Origin of the sequence: Shewanella chilikensis, assembly GCF_037953065.1 — a bacterium.
In the GTDB taxonomy this organism is placed as follows: domain Bacteria; phylum Pseudomonadota; class Gammaproteobacteria; order Enterobacterales; family Shewanellaceae; genus Shewanella; species Shewanella chilikensis.
Genome location: NZ_CP149966.1, coordinates 4546127 through 4565274 on the forward strand (window position 1 = coordinate 4546127; position 19148 = coordinate 4565274).

Sequence of the window (19148 nt, forward strand, 5' to 3'; positions counted from 1 at the left end):
AGGAAGTAAGTTAATGCAAAGCAACAACAGACAGAAAGGTTTTACCCTGCTGGAAGTGATGGTGGTGATAGTGATCCTGGGGATCCTGGCCTCCATGGTGGTGCCCAACCTGATGGGTAACAAGGACAAGGCCGACCAACAAAAGGCGGTATCTGACATAGTCGCACTGGAAAACCAGCTGGACATGTACAAGTTGGACAACAGCGTGTACCCCACAACCGAACAGGGGCTGGAAGCTCTGGTCCAGAAACCGACCATTTCACCTGAGCCTCGTAACTACCGCGACGGCGGTTATGTTAAGCGTCTGCCTATGGACCCCTGGGGGAATCCGTATCTGCTGATGAGCCCAGGCGAACACGGCAAGATAGACGTCTTCAGCTCAGGTCCTGACGGACAGCCCGGCACAGAAGACGATATAGGCAACTGGAATCTGCAAGACTTCCAATAAGATGCAAATCAGGCGCTCACTGGGTTTTACCCTGCTGGAAGTGATGCTGGTTGTGCTGCTGATGGGGCTGGCAGCTACGGCTGTGACCATGACAATGGGGGACAGCGGCCCCAAGCAACAGTTAACCCGTGAGGCGCAGAGATTTATGGCGGCCACAGAGACAGTGCTGGATGAAACTGTACTCAGTGGCCAGTTTATCGGAGTGGTGGTGGACAAGGATAAGTACCACTTCGTGCTGTTTAAAGAAAACAAATGGCAACCGCTGGAGCAGGACAGACTGCTGGCCGAAAAGCAGTTGCCGGAAGGCATTACGCTGTCGGTCGAGCTCGAAGGCTTACCTTTGGTGCAGGAAGATGAAGAGCAGGATTCCTGGTTCGACGAGCCCTTTATCGAGGAATCGGACGCGGACAAAAAGAAGTTTCCCGAGCCGCAGATCATGCTGCTGCCAAGTGGCGAAATGACCGCTTTCGAGCTGAGCTTTATCGCCAGCGACAGCCTGGGTGAAACCGTCGAGGTACTGGTCAGTGGTGATAGCCTGGGGCGCCTCAAGCTGGGGAGGTTCGATGATTTCGAATAAACTTGCCCGGCAAAGGGGGATGACGCTGCTGGAGGTGATAGTCGCCCTGGCGGTATTTGCCATTGCTGCGGTGGCCATTACCAAGAGCATAGGCGATCAGATTGCCAATATGCCGATTCTGGAACAGCGCACCCTGGCACAGTGGGTGGCAGATAACCAGATGGTGGATGCCAGGTTGGAAAAGGGCTTTCCTGCTCTTGGACGTAAAGATGGTCGCAGCGAACTGGCCGGCCAAACCTGGTATTGGCGCAAAGAGGTGGTCAAGACCACAGATGATAATTTTCGAATGATCCGGATCAGCGTCAGCGATGATGACAAATTCGAGCGGATCATCGCTCAGGTGAACTCTTATGTACTCAAGCAGGAATAGCGGCTTTACCCTGCTGGAGATGCTGATCGCCATAGCGATCTTCGCCATGTTGGGCCTGGCAGCTAATGCCGTATTACAAACTGTGCTGAAGAACGACGAGGTGACCCGCGATTTTTCACAGCAACTCAAATACTTGCAGCAGGGCTTTGGGGTGTTGGAGCGGGATCTGGGGCAGATGGTGGCCCGTACTCCCAGGCTACTGGAAGGCGGCCGTGGCAGCACAGTATTTCAAACCGGGACCGATATTCTGGACTCTGAATCCGAGGCGCTGGTGTTTTTCCGTCTCGGTTGGCTCAACCCGGGAGGCTTGCTGCCACGAGGCAGCCTGCAGTCTGTGGCCTATGTGGTGCAGGAAGGCCGGCTCGAGCGTTGGTACTATCCTTACCCCGAGCCGGAATTCGGCGCCGAGCCGATTAAAACCGTATTGATGGATAAGGTGTTATCGGTCAAATACGCGTTTTTTGTCGAGGACAAGTGGCAACGCAAGGTTGAGGCCAGCAAGTTACCCAAGGCGATCGCCATAGAGATAGAGACAGAGGACAGAGGCGTTATCAGCCGCAAATTCCTGTTGCCGATTGGAGCCCCGGCAGCCGACAAACAGAATGATAATAGTGGCGACACTAACAAAGGGGATAACAACAGCAGCACTAATACCGATGGCAATCAGCAGGAGTCGGACGGCCAAGAGGGTAATGACTCAGGCCAAGGTAAAGAGGAACTCTGATGAAAGGCAAACAAAGAGGGGTTGCTCTGATAGTGGTGCTGCTGATAGTGGCGATTGTGGCCGTGCTGGCGACCAGTATTACCGGGCGCAACCAGTTGTCGGTGCGCAGAACCTTGAATCTGGCGCAGTATGACCAAGCTTACTGGTATGCCATTTCGGCCGAAGAGTTGGCGCGCAAGGTATTAAAACAAGATCTGGATGACTCGGAAGGTCGGGTACATTTGCAACAATACTGGGCACTGGCAGATGTCATTCTCCCGGCAGAAAATGGCGAAATCGGCGGCACCATTTCCGATCTTCGCAGCTGTTTTAACCTCAACGCCTTGAGTGTCAGCAGCAAAGAGGCGGCTGATGGCCAACCGCAAAAGATGTCGCTGGCCGCCAGACAGTTCAAAGGATTACTGGAGTCCTTGGGGATGGATGAATTCGGTGCCGAACGTCTGACCCATACGCTGAAAGATTATCTGGATGAGGATTCGATAGCCTCACCCTTTGGCGCCGAAGATGCTGAGTATGAAGCGCGAGTTGTCCCTTACCGGGCGGCCAACACGCTAATGAGTCACAGCAGTGAACTCAGGGCCGTGTTTGGCTTTAACCAAGAGACTTATCGCATTTTAAAGCCCTATGTTTGCGCCATACCGGGAAATGACCGACAGTTGTTGAACGTCAATACCATCAAGGTTGAGCAGGCTGCACTGCTGGCCGGCATGCTGGAAAACCAGATCTCGGTAGGCGAGGCAGAAAGCATTATTAACCAGCGCCCAGCGGGGGGCTTCGACAAAATAGAAGATTTCTGGGCGCTGGGTTCTTTAACCTCGATTGCCAGTAAGAATGATCAGCTCAAGTCCAGTTTTGTGGTCAACAGTAAGTTTTTTAAGCTGGAGGCCAAGGCCAGGGTGGATGATGCCCTGTTCCGATTGGAAAGTATGCTGCATATAGTGGGTGGGAATCGGCTCGAAGTGTTGACCCGGCAATATGGCGGACAAGAATAACAGGACAAGCCCCTAAGCCTCCAAGGCCAGGGATTGTGGAGAATAATAGTGAGTGAACGCTTATTTATCCGTTTAGGCAAGAACCTGGGCTCGCCCTGCGCCTGGGTCGTATGGTCTGAGCAGGAACAGGAGATTATTGCCTCGGGAGAGCTGGTTGATGCGCGGTCGCTGGCAACCCTGACGCAACGAGCCGGGAATCGCCCGGTCGATGTGTTAGTGCCGGCCAGTGCCATTCAGCTTACTTCGGTCGAACTACCGGAGAAGGGCCAACGCCAGGCTCTCAAGGCGTTGCCTTTTCTGCTTGAAGATACCCTGGCCCAGAATGTTGATGAGCTGCACTTCGTCGTTGGCCCCCGCAGTGGCGAGAGCCTAAGTGTGGCTGTGGTTGCCCATGAACAGATGCAAAACTGGATCTCCTGGCTGAACGAGGCCGGGCTCAAGGTACGTAAAATGGTACCGGATTGTCTGGCTCTGGAGCGGGAAGACTGTGATTGGGCCCTGATGGCCTATGAAGATCAGCTGTTGCTGCGTACCGGCGAAGGCATGGGTATGAGCATGCCCAAGGAGTGGCTGCAACCCTTACTGCCTGGGTTGCTCGAAGAGCAGCAAACGGCACCGAGCCTGGCCTGCTATACCGAATTTCAATGGCCAGAGCTGGAGTGTCGGCAGATGCCGCTGGAGATGCCCATGCTGGTGTTGGCCAAGGGGCTACTCAAGTCACCTATCAATCTGCTGTCCGGCCCCTATGTCCCCAAGCGTGAATACAGTAAGCATCTGCTGCTTTGGAAACGGGTGGCTGTTGTCGCCGCCATAGCTCTGCTGCTTGGCCTGATTAACAAGGGGCTTAACATACATCAGATGCAGAGTGAGGCCGATGACTTGAAGGCGCAGAGCGAAAACATTTATCGTCAGGTGGTTCCCGGCAGTTCGCGGATAGTCAATCTGCGCTCGCAGCTGGAATCTCAGCTCAGAACCCTGCAGGGCAGTGGTTCGGGTGGTGAATTTTTTGCCATGCTGGATGGACTGGAAGGCGCTTTCAAACAAGTGCCGGATCTCAAGCCCAATAGCCTGAGATTTGATGCCGGGCGCAATGAAATCCGTATGCAGGTGACGGCCAAGAGCTACGCCCAGATAGAACAGTTCAAAGAGCTGGCCGGGCGTCAATTCCATCTCGAGGGTGGGGCAATGAACAGTACTGAAAATGCGGTCACCAGTACTCTGACCCTGAGGAGCAAATAAATGGAAAATTTGCGTAACTGGTGGGAATCACTGGCGCAGCGGGAGCAGCAATTGGTCGCGGCCATGGCAGTGATAGTCGCTGTCGGGATCCTTTATTGGGGGATCTGGACACCGATAAGCAATGCCGAGCAGAAGGCACAGAGTAACCTCAATGCTCAGACCCAGATGCTCAGCTTTGTGAAACAGACAGCCAATAAAATTGCCGGTATCAAACAAAGCGGCGACAGACCGGCTCTCAAGGGGAGTCTCAGCACTGTGGTGACCCAGAGTGCCGCCAGCTATGACTTAGAGATCACCCGCATGGCACCACAGGGGAAACAGATCCAGATCTGGATGGATGAAGTGCCCTTCGATAGCCTGATCTCCTATCTTGGGGATCTGGTACAGAAACAGGGCTTGTCGCTGGACAGCCTGGATCTGGCCGAAGGTGATAGCCCTGGCATGGTGAAAGTCAGACGAATCCAGTTATCTCAGTCGTAAGGTGTAGTCTTGAAACTGATTAGTAAAATAATACTCTGTGTGCTGATCTACCTGGCATTTATGCTGGCACTCTTTCCTGCAAGGTTAGCGGTTTCGCTGGCACCTCTGCCAAATAATCTGCAACTCGGTGGCGTCAGCGGTACTATCTGGAGCGGCAGTATTGATGTCATTAAGCTGCAACAACGTCAGCTGGAACAGCTGAGCTGGGATCTCAGTCCCTGGGCGCTGCTGACCGGCAAAGCCAAACTGGACTTCCAGCTGGGCAGTCGCGCCAGTGCTGTCAGTGCCAAGGGGCAACTCACCTTAGCTGCCGGCGGTATCAGCGCCGAGAAGCTGCGTTTTGAAGCACCGGCAGAATTTCTCTTGGCTGGCAGTCGTCTGCCATTTCGCACCCAGGTAAGCGGTGAAGTCTCAGTGTTACTGGACACTCTGGCGCAAGGCCAGCCTTGGTGTGAGGCGCTCAGCGGCAAAGTATTTCTCAATCGGGTCGGCATCAAGAACCAGTTTGGCCAATATCCCTTGGGAGACATAGAACTCGGCCTGCAGTGTGTTGCCGGTCAGGTGCAACTGGCGACCGATGAAGAGAAAAACGCCATAGGCGTGGCCGGCACCTTGCTGCTCAAGGCCAATGAACAACTTGAGGTCAAGGCCCGCATTCGTGAGACTCAGGCTCAGTCTGAAGATCTGAAAAAAGCGCTGCCATTTCTGGGCAAGCGTGATCCCCAAGGATATTTCCCCATCAATTACAACGGCAAAATCCCGGGTCTTTAAATAAGCAGGCAGCCGGGTTTCTCTCGGCTGCCATTTGTTCAATTTGAGCTTTCCCGTTTAAAACCCTGCGGAAACCCGCCAGCGCTTGTATCCAAGTCGACTAATCTGAAAATTCCCACCGCCCAGACAAACTCTGCAGCTCTGTTATTTCGTGTGAATTGGTATAACATTGTAGCCTGAGTCACATTTTCAGTTTGTCAGCGTCAGAGGCCTCTATGACAGAGCGGCAGAAGAAGCCGGAAATATTACACACCGAAGTTGTTGCCCGCAGTCGTCTGTTTCAAATAGAACAGGTACATCTGCGTTTCTCCAATCAAGAGGAACGTCACTACGAGCGGATGAAAGGCGCCAGCCGCGGCGCCGTGATGGTGGTGCCGGTTCTCAATGGTGAATGGTTACTGCTGGGCAGCGAGTATGCCGCGGGTACCCATAACTATGAGCTGGGCTTTCCCAAGGGACTAATCGACCCGGGTGAAACCGCCGCCGAAGCCGCCAACCGTGAACTGCAGGAAGAGATAGGCTATGGTGCCCGTAAACTGACCAAGCTAAAGGAGTTGAGTCTGGCTCCCGGGTATTTCGCCAGTAAGATGCAAATTTTCCTGGCCGAAGATCTCTATGAGAGTCGCCTGGAAGGCGATGAACCTGAACCGATAGAGCTGGTTCCCTGGCCGCTGGCGCGCTGGCAAGAACTGCTGGACATGAATGATTTTTCAGAAGGACGCAGCGTCAGCGCCTTGTTTTTGGCGATGAAACAGCTGAGACTGACAGAATCCCCCTAAAAATGGCCGTAGCGGCCACTGACTTTTGCTTATCCGATGGAAAGCGTTTGGAGTAGTTATGAAGCCAGAAGAGTTGATAGATCATGTTATCGCCATTGCAATGGAAGCGGGGCAGAAAATTCGCCAGATCTACCAACAAGGCAGTTTCAGCAAGGAAACCAAGGAAGATAACACCCCTGTCACTTCGGCCGATATCGCGGCCCACAATATCATCTGCAGCAGCCTGCAGGCATTGACACCGGATATCCCGGTATTGTCTGAGGAAGCCGCAGATATTCCCCTTTCTGAACGCAGCCAGTGGCGCCGCTACTGGTTGGTGGATCCCTTGGATGGCACCGGAGAATTTATTGCCGGCAGCGGCGATTTCTCGGTGATTATCGCCTTGGTTGAGCACAACCGTCCTATTATGGGGGTAGTTTATGCGCCCATGACCGAGGTGTGCTACTACGCCATCGCGGGACTCGGCGCTTATAAGCGCACTTCCCTGGCGGAGCTGCGAATTCACAGCAAGCTGTTACCGAAAGAGCAAAATAACGCCCTGCGCCTGGCAGTCAGTCGGCGTCAGGATCCGCAGTCCGTGCTCAAGCTATTCAACCAACCCAAACATTGTGAGCTTGTTGCACTCGGTGGCGCTGCGCTCAAGAGCTGCCTGGTAGCCGAAGGCAGAGCGGATTGTTATGTACGTGTAGGCCCCACTGGCGAGTGGGATACGGGCGCGGCGCAGATCATCATAGAAGAAGCCGGTGGCCAGTTGATGGATACTGAGCTGCAACCCTTGACCTACAACGAGCGTGAATCCTTGGAAAACCCTAACTTTATCGTGGTCGGTTCCCCGAACCTCGAATGGGACAAGATACTGACCGGAGATTAATCTAATGCAGATAAGACCAATATCCAGAGCCGATCTGGATGCCGTATTGGCCTTAGAGCTGGCAACCTTCGGTGAGCATTGCTACCCGGACTTCTTTTTCCGTCAGGCATTGGATGCTTGGTCCAGTGGTTTTCTGGGGAGCTTTGTCGACGGTCAGCTGGTAGGTTACCTGCTGCGGGTGAGCAGCGAAAAGCCTGGACAGCACTGGCTGTTGTCGCTGGCTGTATCTCCGACGAAACAAGGCCAAGGGATAGGCAAGCACTTGCTCAGTGCTTGTCTGGATGATTGCCGCCACTGTGTCGATGAACTGTTATTAACGGTAGCGCCGGATAATTCGGCCCGCCATCTCTATAGCCGTATGGGGTTTGAAAACCTGGGGCTGGAAGCCGACTATTTTGGTGTTGGTGAACACAGACTGCTGATGCGCTGGCAAAGATAACCCCCTTGTTCCAGACCAATGCCTCTCTTTACTGCAGATAAAAACACCGAGTGTTTTGCTTAATCGCGCCCCTCCATCAAGCCTGTCGATCGCTAGTCCAGCTTCACTTCAGATATAAAAAAACCGCTGCAAGCAGCGGTTTTTCCAGCTCAAAATGATTAGCCCTTTGGATAAGGATGCGCTACACCCTTGTGGCAATCCACGCAGGTCTTTCTGCTTTCAGGATCTTTCTTAAAGTTCATGCTGTGCATTCTAACAGCCATCTTCTTCATGGTTTCAGGCTGGTTCTCATAGATGCGGGTGTGACAATGCTGACAGTTGGCAGAGTCATTGGCACGGAAGTAGTTCAGTGCTTTATCAGCCTGTTCTTTACGGTTAGCGTCCAACCACTCCTGAGTGTTGAAGCCATCGATAGTCAGGAAGCCGTAGAGATCCTTGGAAACAATGATCTTCTTCACCAGATAGTCAACCGGGCCGTGAGGCAAGTGACAGTCTTGACACTGAACAGTAACGCCAGCACTACCACCACCGTGGGCAGAAGCCAGTACTTCATCTTTCAGTGAGTGGTTGCTGTGGCAGGTCATACAGAACGCATCTGTACTGGTTGCATGCAGCGTCTGCTGGGTAGCGAAGTAGCCAACAACACCTATCACTATGCCGACGACCAGTAGCGACAGGATGGAATACTTTGCGCTGGGTTTAAAAATTGCACGCCAGTTCATCACTCTTCTCCAAAATAAAATTCTTATATCTATATTGAGCTATTCGTTGTTCTGAAATTTGATTATAAACCAGTTTTCTTTCATTAATCTGACCCGAAAAGTGCAAAATGAGACTTAGCTCTAACTCTCAAGGCCTATTGACGACTGAATTTTAAGTTAATGCCATATATGCACTTTTCCTAAACTTAAAGCATGGCACCCGCTTAATCAAGCATAGTCAATCGAATAATTAACATACAACTAATTCTCGAAACAATAAATGTGATCCAAGCGACGCTAAAGATGTAATGAACAATTTTATTTTGGACAAGACGAAACTATTTAATCAAGATGTCTGTCTATTGAGGTAAGCACAGACTGTGTGCTTCACCAGAACCCAAGGATAACGATGAGAAGCTTGCTGCTGATACTGACACTGATAATGATGCTGGGACAGGCCATGATGCCTGCAGCCGCGTCTGTTTCTGTGTCTGAACATCAGCCAATGGCAGCCATGGACTCATCTGCATCCACCAGCATGGATATGGATTGCTGCCAAGGTCAGCAACATTGCCCAGATTGCGATCTGGGTATGGATTGCGGCACCATGGGCAACTGTGCCAGCCACTGCACACCTGGAATAAGCCTGCTTACCGCCGGCCATCCTTTGTTGGTGACAGGAAGCCAGCAGATAGCCCTGCCGAGCTGGAGCTTGCAAACCGCTATACTCTCGCAGCAAACACCCCCTCCCAATTCAACACAGATGTAACTCTGGCCTTACGGCCGCAAAGCTTTAGTTAATGTTTTTACATCTGAATATTTTTGGGAGTTCCCACTATGTCTGCATACAAAATTTCTGCATCTCGTTTTAGCGCCGCCCTGTTAATGTTTGCCAGCCTGTTTATGGCTTCAGGCAGTTTCGCAGCCGAGTTAAACCTGCCGGATAATCTGGTGATCAAGGCTATTGATGGCCAAGCTGTATCCAACTTTGACCGCCACCAGTTATCCGCCGGAAAACATATTGTCGAACTCAAATACCGGGACATTTTTGCCGTCAATGCCGATGACTCGGGCTCTTGGGTTAAATCCGGCCCCCTTTATCTGACACTGACTGTCGCCGAACAACAAAGTCTGCAACTGCAGTTACCGACTCTGGATACCGAAGCGGAAGCTAACGCCTTTATTCGCAGTCCAGAGTTGAAAGTTGTAGATGAAGCGGGCCAGGCAGTTCCGGCCGAGATAATGACCCATGGAGATCTAATGGCCGACTGGTTGGCACAGCTGCGCCGCTGAGTTTTCAGAGTGGAATGAGACAGAGGCTCTACCATGCTGCTAACAATGATTGCCGGAGAAAGTGTAGCAATGTCATCACACTTCTTCAGATGTGAGTCATATCAAGGCAAGCTTTTGAAAGCATGGTAGACTGTTGGGGTCCATTCTCTCTGGAGTTCAAGCTCAAGATGCTATCGGTTCGCCGCCACATCCTGGTTCTGTTTACCATGTTCGCATTGCTCGGGCAGGGTATGCTAACCAATGGACACTGGATGGTGCCAACAGCTGAAGCGCATTCCGGAAAAATGGATTCCACGGCACACTCAATGGCTGCCACCATGGATTGTCACACTCAACAGACAAACGCCAGTCACTGCTGCGATGACTCGCAAATTGATACAGTGCTTCCCGACACTGTGAGTCATTGTTGTGAAGGCAAAGGATTCTGCAAGAGCGACTGTAACCATTGCCTGGTGATATCTGTAGCGGGTACCCTCATCGCCGTCGGTTCCTGGCCGGTGATGTCTCTGCCCGAAGCCGCCGTGGCCACGCCTATGCCTCATTTCCACTCTGTTTCTATCGGCCAGACAATCAAGCCACCCATAGTTTGATATCCAAGGCACACTTGTGCCCAAAATCTGCCAATAAATACGAATTTTTAATGGGATAAGCGCCAAGAGTGCACAGTTGCACCTGGCCAAAGCGTATCCCAAACGGAGTGAATCAATGAAAACCTTTATCAGCGTCCTGATTATTGCCCTATTGTCTGTCACCCTGGCCCGTGCCAGCTTCGCAAACGACCGTGAACATCACCACGGCCAGCAACAAGCCGCGGTAACTGCCGAATATAGCTGCCCCATGCACCCTGAAGTGACAGGTAACAAAGGGGATTCCTGTCCCAAATGCGGCATGTTTCTGGAAAAACCGCAACAAGCCGGCTATCACTGTCCCATGCACCCTGAAGTGACAGGAAAGAAAGGTGACTCCTGCCCCAAGTGTGGTATGAATCTTGAGCCTGTAGCAGGCCAGAAACACCACCACCACTAATCAAGCTGTAGCTGGAGATGAGGCATATGAGCGATTCAAACCGTAAACGCCAACGACTGGCCTGTGCGCTTAGTCTGGTGTTGGCTGTCGGCCCGCAATGGAGTATGCAGGCAATGGCCCAGGGCAATCAGCCCCAAGGGCAGGAACAACACAAAGATCATCAACATGGGACGGCAAGCCAGGAGTATTACTGCCCCATGCATCCGGAAGTCACCAGCCATGAGCCGGGACGTTGCCCCAAGTGCAACATGTTTTTGGTCAAAGATGAGGCCACCGAAGCTTTGGCTGAACCAACACAGGCTCAGCAAAAAACCTATATCTGCCCCATGCATCCGGAAGTGACCAGTCACGAGCCGGGACGCTGCCCCAAATGCAATATGTTCCTGGTCGAAGAGGAAGAAGAGGAGCCAGGTTCCCATGCCGGTCATGCCGAAGCTACAGAAACCCAGGCTACAGAAGCCAAAGCCACGGAAAGCAAGGCTAATGACCATAGCCAGCACGCCATGCAGCAGAGCAAGCCCGCATTGGAGATTAAACCTGCACCTCTGGATCAGGGCAGCAACATCAAATATGTCTGCCCCATGCATTCTCATATCATCAGCGACGTGCCCGGCACCTGCCCCATCTGCGGCATGAACCTGGAAAAAGTCGAGATGGGCGGCCACTCGGAAACCGTTGAGATTGATGTCTCAGGGCAGATGCAGCAAGCCTTGGCTCTCAAAGTAGCCAAGGTGGAAAGAGACACGCTGTGGAAGTTCGTCAAAACTGTAGGCCAAATAGACTATGACGAGAGCCAGATCAGTCATATCCATGCCAGGGTCAACGGCTGGATTGAAAAGCTTAAAGTAGAGTCTGTCGGTGACAGGGTCGAGAAAGGCCAGTTGCTGTACGAGATCTACTCACCAGACCTGGTCAATGCCCAGGACGACTATCTGTTGGCCCAGGAGACGCTGAAACGCTCAGGCAACAGTGCCAACTACCAAGAGCTATTGCGTAAGGCCGGGCTACGCCTCGAACTGCTGGGCATGAACCAAGAGCAAATCAAACAGCTTGCCAGGACAGGCAAGACCCAATACCGGGTTCCTTTCTACGCCCGCGAAAGCGGCATAGTCAAACAACTTGAGGTACGTGACGGCATGTATATACAACCTCAGACCGAGGTCATGTCACTGGTCGACCTCTCCAAGGTCTGGGTCATCGCCGATGTGTTTGAAAACGAGCAAAGCTGGCTGGAAGTGGGACAGACCGCCGAGGTCAATATCCCCGCCATGGGACTCAAGGGCATAGAAGGCAAGATTGATTATATCTATCCCGAGCTGGATCCCATCACCCGAAGCCTGAGAGTCAGAGTGGTACTCAACAATGATCAAGCGATGGAGCTGAGGCCCAAGACCTTGGCCAAGGTTTCCCTCTATGGTGGCCCGAAACGCGATACTTTGGTGATCCCTCAGGAAGCCTTGATCCAAACAGGCAAAGAGAACCGGGTCATAGTCAAACAGGATGATGCCAGTTTCAGCGCCAGAAAGGTCACTGTCGGCATGTTGAGTCAGGGTAAAGCAGAGATCCTCGAAGGCCTGCATGAAGGCGAAAACGTGGTGATTTCCGGGCAATTCCTGCTGGATTCAGAGGCCAGTCTCAAGGGTAGCCTGATGCGCCTGAGCTCAGGCCACCAGCACTAGGAGGCAACATGCTGAAAAAAATCATTGAAGCCTCCATCAAACAAAGGGTGATGGTGCTGATTGTCACCCTGATGGTGACGGTTTGGGGGATTCAGGCGCTGCGTACCACGCCGCTCGACGCCCTGCCGGATCTGTCCGATGTGCAGGTCATCATCAAAACCGCCTATCCGGGACAGGCACCCAAGCTGGTAGAGGAACAGGTGACCTATCCCCTGTCCACCGCCATGCTGGCCGTGCCCGGGGCCAAGACGGTGCGCGGCTATTCCATGTTCGGTGACTCCTATGTCTATGTGATCTTTGAAGATGGCACCGACATCTATTGGGCCCGCTCCCGGGTATTGGAATACCTGAGCCAGATAAGCAGTCGTTTACCCGAAGGGGTGCAACCCTCACTGGGGCCCGATGCCTCCGGGGTCGGTTGGATCTATGAATATGCCCTGGTAGACCGCAGCGGTAATCTGGACCTTTCGCAACTCAAGAGTTTGCAGGACTGGTATTTGAAGCTGGAACTGCAGAGTGTTGCCGGGGTATCGGAAGTCGCCACAGTCGGTGGCATGGAACAGACCTATCAGATAGTGCTGGAGCCGGACAAGCTGGCGATTTACAAGCTGGACATCGCCTCGGTCAAGCAGGCTATTACCAAGGCCAACAACGAGGCCGGTGGCTCTGTGGTGGAGATGGCCGAAGCCGAGTATATGGTACGCGCCAAGGGCTATCGTCAAACACTGGCGGACTTTCGTGAAATCCCGCTGGGGATCACCAGCCCCTCAGGCACACCACTGCTACTGAAAGACGTTGCCACCGTACGCAAGGGCCCGGCATCCCGCCGTGGCATAGCCGAGCTCGATGGTGAGGGCGAAGTCGTCGGTGGCATCATAGTCATGCGCTATGGGGAAAACGCCCTGGCGACTATCGAGGCGGTGAAAACCAAGCTGGAAGAACTCAAGGCGGGGCTCCCCGAAGGCGTGGAGATAGTTCCCACCTACGACAGATCGCAACTGATTGAAAATTCGGTCGACAACCTGCTGCACAAGGTGCTGGAAGAGATGGTGGTGGTGAGCATTGTTTGCTTGCTGTTTCTGCTGCATGCTCGCTCGACCCTGGTGGCCGTCATTACCTTGCCACTATCGATACTGATCGCCTTCATTGTGATGAACAAGATGGGGGTTAACGCCAATATCATGAGTCTTGGCGGTATCGCCATCGCCATCGGGGCCGTGGTAGATGGCGCCATTGTGATGATCGAGAATATGCACAAGCACCTCGAGCATTTCAAACAGGATCATCAGCGCCAACCCGACGCCAAAGAGCACTGGAAAATTGTCGCCGAGGCCTCCATTGAGGTGGGCCCGGCACTCTTCTTCTCCTTGCTGATCATAACCCTGAGTTTTGTGCCGGTATTTGCCCTCGAAGCCCAGGAAGGCAGGCTGTTCAGCCCGCTGGCCTATACCAAAACCTTTGCCATGGCGGCCGCGGCGGTGTTGTCGATCACCCTGGTGCCTATCCTGATGGGCTTCTTTATCCGCGGCAAGATACCCTCGGAAAGCAGCAACCCACTGAGCCGGGTGTTGATAGCCATCTACAAACCTATGCTCAATGCTGTGCTGCGCTTCCCCAAGCTGACCCTGCTGGCGGCTCTGGTGGCGCTGGCCAGTGCCTGGTATCCGGTGAGTCATATGGGTAGTGAATTTATGCCCGAGCTAGAGGAAGGCGATCTCCTGTACATGCCAACAGCCTTGCCGGGCATCAGTGCCAGCAAGGCCGCCGAAGTGCTGCAGCAAACCGACCGGCTGATCAAAACCGTTCCGGAAGTGGCGCGGGTGTTTGGCAAGGTTGGCCGCGCCGAAACCGCCACGGATCCTGCGCCATTGACCATGCTGGAAACCACCATAATGCTCAAACCCAAAGAGCAGTGGCGCGAAGGCATGGATCTCGACGGCATTATTGCCCAGCTGCAAAGTACGGTAAAAGTGCCCGGTCTTACCAACGCCTGGGTGCAGCCGATCAAGACCCGTATCGACATGCTGTCTACCGGTATCAAGACACCTGTGGGGATTAAGATCACCGGCGCCGATGTCAATCAACTGCAGGAGATAGGGGCCCAGATAGAAGCGATTCTATCGGCGCAGCCTCATACCAAGTCGGCCTATGCCGAGCGGGTGGGTGGCGGCCGCTACATAGACATCACGCCGAAACTCGAGGTGACCTCCAGATATGGCATGACCCTGAGCGATATTCAGGACGTAGTACGTTACGCAATAGGCGGCATGAATATCGGTGAGTCGGTTCAAGGTGCCGAGCGCTATCCCATCAACCTGCGCTATCCAAGAGAGTTGCGTGACAATATCGAAAAGCTCAGAGAGCTGCCGGTGATCACCAAGAGTGGCCACTATCTGCCGCTGCGCAATCTGGCCGACATCGAAATCACTGATGGCGCGCCTATGCTCAAGAGTGAGAATGGTCGTTTGATCTCCTGGGTATTTGTCGATATCGGCGGCACGTCCATCGGTGAGTATATCGAAGCGGTCAAGCCGGTATTGGAGCAGGAACTGGATCTGCCGGCCAGGTACAGCTACAGCTTTGCCGGCCAGTATGAATATATGCAGCGGGTCGATGCCAAACTGCAGCAAGTGATCCCCATGGCACTGGCGGTGATCTTCATTCTGCTGATGATGACCTTTGGCTCATCCATGCAGGCCAGCATCATTATGCTGTCACTGCCGTTCGCCTTGGTGGGCAGTACCTGGTTGCTGTATCTGCTGGACTACAACATGTCGGTCGCTGTCGCGGTGGGCATGATAGCCCTCGCCGGGGTCGCCGCCGAGTTTGGTGTGGTCATGCTGGTGTATCTCAACAATGCCATCAAGCACAAGCAGGACAGAGGCGAATACCACAGAGTGGAGGACCTCAAGGACGCCCTGATTGAAGGTGCGGTAATGCGGATCCGCCCCAAGGCGATGACAGTGGCGACCATCTTCTTCGGTCTGCTCCCTATTATGTGGGGCGCAGGTTCAGGCAACGATGTGATGCAGAAGATTGCCGCGCCCATGGTCGGTGGCATGGTTACCGCCCCTGTGCTGTCGCTCTTTGTTCTTCCGGCGCTCTATCTGCTGATCTACCGTCGTCATTTAAGCAAACCTAAGGCTGAATAAGCCAGTAGATGATTGCAAAAGCAAAAACGGCTGCCAATGCAGCCGTTTTTATTGGATTGATATCGGTTATGTTGAGGAACAATAAAGTTTGTACACTAATCAGTCGCTGTGGGCTGGTTTTCAGATGATGTACCTAGCTCGCCAGATGAAATACTCTGTTTTGATATTTCAATTTCCTTGAGAATTTTTTTAGCTTTAACTTTGGCAGCATTAACAACTTCGGGCTTCTCCTGTTGGAGAAGCTCTTCCAGCGTTCTTCCCATGGTACATCCCTCGCTCAAGATCAATTAGGAAAATCCTCCCCTTTAGGCTGGCAAACTTGAACACTTTCTTATTTGGTGATGGCTTACGTAAATTTCGACGAGAGACTTAACTTCAACTTATTCGAAAAATATTTTTGTCAAACTATGGTTGTTTTTGTCAATGTATAGTTTCAGCGACATTTGGTTTCAGCCCCGAGTGCTATGGGCGACACAGATAGAGCGGCAACAAAGCCAGAAGCGGTCAGTTAAGATACAGGGCGGCTGCGGCAATCTGGTTTGGCCGGAACTCAGGGAGGCATGATGCTTAGAACCATACGCGACTATCTCAGACTGCTGCTGTTCTTTGTAGGGGTGCTGGCGGGGATTCAGCTCCCCGGCTTTGTCGATCAATATGGCAAGAGCCTCCAGGCCCACCTGAGCGAGATCCAAACCCAATTGGCCGGGTTTCAGCACGATGCCGACCGTTTCTTCGGTGGCGATCTGGATAAGCTTATCGCCCACTATGTGACCAACAAAGATCCGGTATTTACCTCCGGCGGTGATAAGCTCAACGCCATGGTAGAACGCCGCTCCAAGTTGCAGCAGGCCTTGGCCGATTTCCGCGAGAGTCTCTACAGCCCCTACCTGCAACTGGCGTTTGCGCCACAGGCGGATATCCGCCGCGAAGTGTGGGACAACTACAGCCACAATATTCTGCTCAAAGGCGATGCCATAGCCATTGGCCTACTCAGTGGCTTGCTGCTCGCAGCCTCGGCCGAGCTGCTGCTCAGCTTATGCTGGCTGGCGTTGCGGGCGCTGTTTCGGCGCCGGCCGTCTGCCGCCTGATTGCCCCTGTAGAATGTCTGTGTTTGTCCACTCCATTAACGGCTATGATGGTTTGTAATTCCCACTGAAAGGACAAATATCATGATTGCACAAGGTCAAGCTCTGCCGGATGCCACTCTGAGCCAACTCGGTAAAGAGGGCATGATCAACCACAAGGTTAAGGAACTGTTTGCCGGCAAGAAGGCCGTGCTATTTGCTGTTCCCGGTGCCTTTACCCCCACCTGCTCCGAAGCTCACCTGCCGGGTTATGTGGTGCTGGCCGATGAACTCAAGGCCAAGGGCGTCGATATCATTGCCTGTGTATCGGTCAATGATGCCTTTGTGATGAAAGCCTGGGGTGAAGCCCAAAACGCCGGAGAGATCATGATGTTGGCCGATGGTGATGGTGCCTTCACCAAGGCGCTGGGGCTGGAAATGGACACTGGCGCCTTCGGTGGCTTACGCTCGCAGCGCTATGCCATGGTGATAGACGATGGCGTGGTTTCTTTGTTGAATGTGGAAGCGCCCAAGACTTTCGAAGTCAGCAAGGCTGAAACCATACTGGCGAGTCTCTAATAGCGACTCAGGCAGCTTTAATGCCGAGATTCTGTTCTATCTCGGCGACACCGGCAGCCACCTGAGAGGCGATTGCCTGCCCTTGCTCTGAGGCGGTGATCGCCTGGCTGCGCAGCTGTTCCATGGCGCTGGAGAAAGATTGCAGATGCGCCAGCTGTGACTGGGCATACTCAGTACCCTGCTGAGTCCCGCTCGCCATGGCAAAAGCTTGCTGTCTCACCTCCTGCGCCAGCTGTTTCAGGCTCTCGGCTCTCTGTCTCTGCCTGTCGCTCGCCTCGGCTATGCCATCCATACTCTGCCCCAGACTCTTGTTGGCATTGGTAAGCCGATTGAGAATGGCACCTATCTCATCGAGCGAGCTCTGGGTGCGACTGGAAAGGCTGCGCACCTCATCGGCCACCACGGCAAAGCCTCGGCCCTGCTCACCGGCACGGGCGGCTTCTATGGCGGCATTGAGCGCCAACAGATTTGTCTGCCCGGCGATATTGCCTATCACGTCGATAATTCCCGCCACAGCCGCCACTGAATCATCCAGACTGGCAAGCGCTTGATGACACTCGGCAACTGCGGTGCGGGTTGAATCTGTGGCTTCCAGCATCTGCTGCGCTTCGAGTTCACTCTGGTGCATCTGTTCGGCGGTATTGCCGGCACGGGTGGCCAGCGAAGCTGAGCTGTCACTCACCAGTCCGGCCAATTCACTGAGCTCCAGCGTTTGCTGCCGAGCCTGATCCACCACTTGTTGGGTCTCACGGGTACTGCCGGCCATTTCACTGATTTTTTGCACCAGGGCCGACAGACTTTGAGAAATACGCGCCAATTGCTGCCGCTGCTGTTCATCCTCGGACTCGAAACGATTCAGCAGAGCATTGAAGTGGGCGGCTATCTGGCCGGTTTCACAGCGACGACTGATATTGAGGCGCTCGCGGGTATTGGACTCACTCAGTTGACTGAAGGCGGTGTTGAGCAGTTGCAACGGCTTCACCACCCTGAGCTGCTGCAAAATCAAATAAGCCACGGCAAATAAGGCCAGCACAGCCAAAGCCAGATAGAGCCAAAGCTGTAGCTCGTGTTTGAGCTTGTCGGTACGCCGTTGCTGCTCAGCGGCCATGGTCAGCAAGTTCTGCTGCAACTTGTGCATATCGGCGCGCAGCGCATCCTGCATTTGACGGTTATCCAACAGTTGCTGCTCGGTATTGGTCACTTCCTTGGCGTAGCGACTGCTGAGACTCAGAAGTTCAGCGCGGTAGCTCTCCCCTATCTCCTCGCGCTCGGGTTCATCGTCACCCAGGGCAAATTCATCGGCCTCTACTGTGCGATAGAGACCAAGCAGTGGCAAGGCGCTGAGTCTGTCATGCCAGTCGGCCAACTGGGTTATGGTGCTGTCGAGGTAAGGCTTGAGTCTTTGCTCCCGTCCGAGCAGGTAATCCTGGGTCAGCTGTGACAACTGGTAAACCAGCGGCGGAAGCTCCCGACTGAGCTGCAGATATTCATGCGCCACTTGTGGCGCCGTTGCCAGCCCTTGATCACCGTAATCCGCCAGGCGCTTGTTGTTGTCCAACATTTCGGTTTCGGCATGGGCCAACAGCTGCCTGGGATTTCCGGCCAACTTGCCGGCGGCGCGATATTTACCATCCAGAGCCGTCACCAATTGCGCCAGCTCCTGTGCCAACTGTGAATCTGCCGGTAAACGGTCATGAATATCATTGAGCTGGGCTCTGGCCTGCTCCAATCGCCCGGCATCGCCACTGGCGAGATACTTATCCAGATTGGCACGGATATCCACCAAAAATTCTTGCTGCAAGCCTTGCAGCGTCTGGCTCTGCAGTTCTGCCTCTTGTCTCTGTTCACTGCTCCAGAGCACCAGTGAGGCGAGCAAGGCCGCCAACAAGAGCAACAACGCCGAAGCGCCGAGAGAAAGGGTGGAAATCTTCATGGCAAACTGCGCCCAATTGATTGAACTGAGC

Annotated in this window: 22 protein-coding genes; 19 read left to right on the plus strand and 3 right to left on the minus strand. The window is 53.5% G+C overall.

Annotated elements, in window-relative coordinates:
* Positions 1–13: 13 nt before the first annotated feature.
* The 11 genes from gspG (at position 14) to WKR14_RS20460 (ending at position 7690) form a co-directional block, all read left to right on the plus strand.
* Entirely contained in the window at positions 14–448 is a 435-nt protein-coding gene (gene gspG, locus WKR14_RS20410; protein WP_101054202.1) for a type II secretion system major pseudopilin GspG, read from the plus strand.
* A 1-nt stretch (position 449) separates the two neighbouring features.
* On the plus strand, positions 450–1025 hold the full coding sequence (gspH, locus tag WKR14_RS20415) for a type II secretion system minor pseudopilin GspH (RefSeq protein WP_101054199.1): 576 nt from the start codon (positions 450–452) through the stop codon (positions 1023–1025).
* Positions 1012–1395: a type II secretion system minor pseudopilin GspI gene (gene gspI / locus WKR14_RS20420; RefSeq protein WP_101054196.1), complete on the plus strand. Its 384-nt coding sequence runs from the start codon at positions 1012–1014 to the stop codon at positions 1393–1395. Before gspH ends, gspI begins: the two co-directional genes overlap by 14 nt.
* Positions 1376–2119 (plus strand): type II secretion system minor pseudopilin GspJ, encoded by a 744-nt coding sequence (gspJ, locus tag WKR14_RS20425; RefSeq protein ID WP_101054193.1) that lies wholly within the window; start codon positions 1376–1378, stop codon positions 2117–2119. The genes gspI and gspJ overlap by 20 nt, the downstream gene beginning before the upstream one ends.
* Positions 2119–3111: a type II secretion system minor pseudopilin GspK gene (gene gspK, locus WKR14_RS20430; RefSeq protein WP_101054191.1), complete on the plus strand. Its 993-nt coding sequence runs from the start codon at positions 2119–2121 to the stop codon at positions 3109–3111. The genes gspJ and gspK overlap by 1 nt, the downstream gene beginning before the upstream one ends.
* 48 nt (positions 3112–3159) lie before the next feature.
* Entirely contained in the window at positions 3160–4350 is a 1191-nt protein-coding gene (gene gspL / locus WKR14_RS20435; RefSeq protein WP_226565521.1) for a type II secretion system protein GspL, read from the plus strand.
* Positions 4351–4830, plus strand: coding sequence for a type II secretion system protein M (locus WKR14_RS20440; RefSeq protein WP_101054185.1), 480 nt, complete (start codon positions 4351–4353; stop codon positions 4828–4830).
* A gap of 9 nt (positions 4831–4839) precedes the next feature.
* Positions 4840–5601: a type II secretion system protein N gene (locus tag WKR14_RS20445; RefSeq protein WP_234555797.1), complete on the plus strand. Its 762-nt coding sequence runs from the start codon at positions 4840–4842 to the stop codon at positions 5599–5601.
* Between the two features lie 215 nt (positions 5602–5816).
* Positions 5817–6380, plus strand: a complete 564-nt coding sequence (nudE, locus tag WKR14_RS20450; RefSeq protein ID WP_101095902.1) for an ADP compounds hydrolase NudE — start codon at positions 5817–5819, stop codon at positions 6378–6380.
* A 58-nt stretch (positions 6381–6438) separates the two neighbouring features.
* On the plus strand, positions 6439–7251 hold the full coding sequence (cysQ, locus tag WKR14_RS20455) for a 3'(2'),5'-bisphosphate nucleotidase CysQ (protein WP_226565519.1): 813 nt from the start codon (positions 6439–6441) through the stop codon (positions 7249–7251).
* A 4-nt stretch (positions 7252–7255) separates the two neighbouring features.
* Positions 7256–7690, plus strand: a complete 435-nt coding sequence (locus WKR14_RS20460) for a GNAT family N-acetyltransferase (protein ID WP_101095900.1) — start codon at positions 7256–7258, stop codon at positions 7688–7690.
* Between the two features lie 158 nt (positions 7691–7848).
* On the opposite strand, the gene WKR14_RS20465 is transcribed toward WKR14_RS20460, so the two are convergent.
* Positions 7849–8412 (minus strand): NapC/NirT family cytochrome c, encoded by a 564-nt coding sequence (locus WKR14_RS20465; protein WP_039035180.1) that lies wholly within the window; start codon positions 8410–8412, stop codon positions 7849–7851.
* Between the two features lie 388 nt (positions 8413–8800).
* Between WKR14_RS20465 and WKR14_RS20470 the strand changes: the two genes are divergently transcribed.
* The 6 genes from WKR14_RS20470 (at position 8801) to WKR14_RS20495 (ending at position 15541) form a co-directional block, all read left to right on the plus strand.
* Complete coding sequence (locus WKR14_RS20470) at positions 8801–9160, plus strand: hypothetical protein (protein ID WP_339087125.1); 360 nt, start codon at positions 8801–8803, stop codon at positions 9158–9160.
* A 68-nt stretch (positions 9161–9228) separates the two neighbouring features.
* Complete coding sequence (locus tag WKR14_RS20475) at positions 9229–9684, plus strand: DUF2057 family protein (RefSeq protein ID WP_101054172.1); 456 nt, start codon at positions 9229–9231, stop codon at positions 9682–9684.
* 122 nt (positions 9685–9806) lie between these two features.
* A complete protein-coding gene (locus WKR14_RS20480) occupies positions 9807–10274 on the plus strand; it encodes a hypothetical protein (RefSeq protein ID WP_339087126.1) in 468 nt (155 codons plus the stop codon).
* A gap of 115 nt (positions 10275–10389) precedes the next feature.
* Positions 10390–10710, plus strand: a complete 321-nt coding sequence (locus WKR14_RS20485; RefSeq protein ID WP_101054170.1) for a heavy metal-binding domain-containing protein — start codon at positions 10390–10392, stop codon at positions 10708–10710.
* A gap of 197 nt (positions 10711–10907) precedes the next feature.
* Complete coding sequence (locus tag WKR14_RS20490; RefSeq protein ID WP_404830194.1) at positions 10908–12389, plus strand: efflux RND transporter periplasmic adaptor subunit; 1482 nt, start codon at positions 10908–10910, stop codon at positions 12387–12389.
* 8 nt (positions 12390–12397) lie between these two features.
* On the plus strand, positions 12398–15541 hold the full coding sequence (locus WKR14_RS20495) for an efflux RND transporter permease subunit (RefSeq protein ID WP_101054163.1): 3144 nt from the start codon (positions 12398–12400) through the stop codon (positions 15539–15541).
* A gap of 95 nt (positions 15542–15636) precedes the next feature.
* On the opposite strand, the gene WKR14_RS20500 is transcribed toward WKR14_RS20495, so the two are convergent.
* Positions 15637–15804, minus strand: a complete 168-nt coding sequence (locus WKR14_RS20500) for a hypothetical protein (protein WP_165565880.1) — start codon at positions 15802–15804, stop codon at positions 15637–15639.
* Positions 15805–16101: 297 nt separating this feature from the next.
* Here WKR14_RS20500 and WKR14_RS20505 point away from each other — a divergent pair, with 297 nt between their 5' ends.
* Positions 16102–16629 (plus strand): DUF2937 family protein, encoded by a 528-nt coding sequence (locus tag WKR14_RS20505; RefSeq protein ID WP_286996517.1) that lies wholly within the window; start codon positions 16102–16104, stop codon positions 16627–16629.
* 81 nt (positions 16630–16710) lie between these two features.
* Positions 16711–17184 carry a peroxiredoxin gene (locus tag WKR14_RS20510; RefSeq protein WP_028780860.1) on the plus strand — a complete coding sequence of 158 codons (474 nt, stop codon included), beginning with the start codon at positions 16711–16713 and terminating at the stop codon, positions 17182–17184.
* A gap of 7 nt (positions 17185–17191) precedes the next feature.
* Here the strand turns inward: WKR14_RS20510 and WKR14_RS20515 are convergent, their stop codons facing one another.
* Positions 17192–19117 (minus strand): methyl-accepting chemotaxis protein, encoded by a 1926-nt coding sequence (locus WKR14_RS20515; RefSeq protein WP_339087128.1) that lies wholly within the window; start codon positions 19115–19117, stop codon positions 17192–17194.
* Positions 19118–19148 lie beyond the last annotated feature (31 nt).